Source organism: Bacillus sanguinis (genome assembly GCF_018332475.1).
Lineage (GTDB): Bacteria > Bacillota > Bacilli > Bacillales > Bacillaceae_G > Bacillus_A > Bacillus_A sanguinis.
Genome location: NZ_BOQB01000643.1, coordinates 1 through 347 on the forward strand (window position 1 = coordinate 1; position 347 = coordinate 347).

1 protein-coding gene is annotated in these 347 nt (G+C 33.1%); it reads right to left on the reverse strand.

Annotated features, from left to right (window positions below):
• Nucleotides 1-320: DoxX family protein (locus KI369_RS29005; RefSeq protein ID WP_212959057.1), on the reverse strand; the 320-nt coding region annotated here is incomplete at its 3' end.
• Nucleotides 321-347: the final 27 nt, after the last annotated feature.

Genomic DNA, 347 nt, shown 5'->3' on the forward strand with positions numbered 1-347 from the left:
CTAAGGACAAACAAAACAAGCGCAGGTATCGCTTTCTTAAAGGGATCTTTCGCTAATACAATAAGAGTTAATGCAGCTGCAAGCATCGTACCGCCTAACAACAATCCTGCTAATAAAGCCACTATTGGAACCCAAATTCCTATCAACATTCCAATTGCTCCTACAATTTCAAAAGCTCCAGTTAAAAAATTAAAAAACGAAGGTAAACCAAATCGCTTAAACTCATCTGCCATTTTTCCAGATATAATTTTCGTACCTGTCATTAAAAAGAACAGAAACAATACAACTTTTACTACATTGATTAATATTAAAATAGCAATCACATCTTTCTTATTTATTTGTTACGT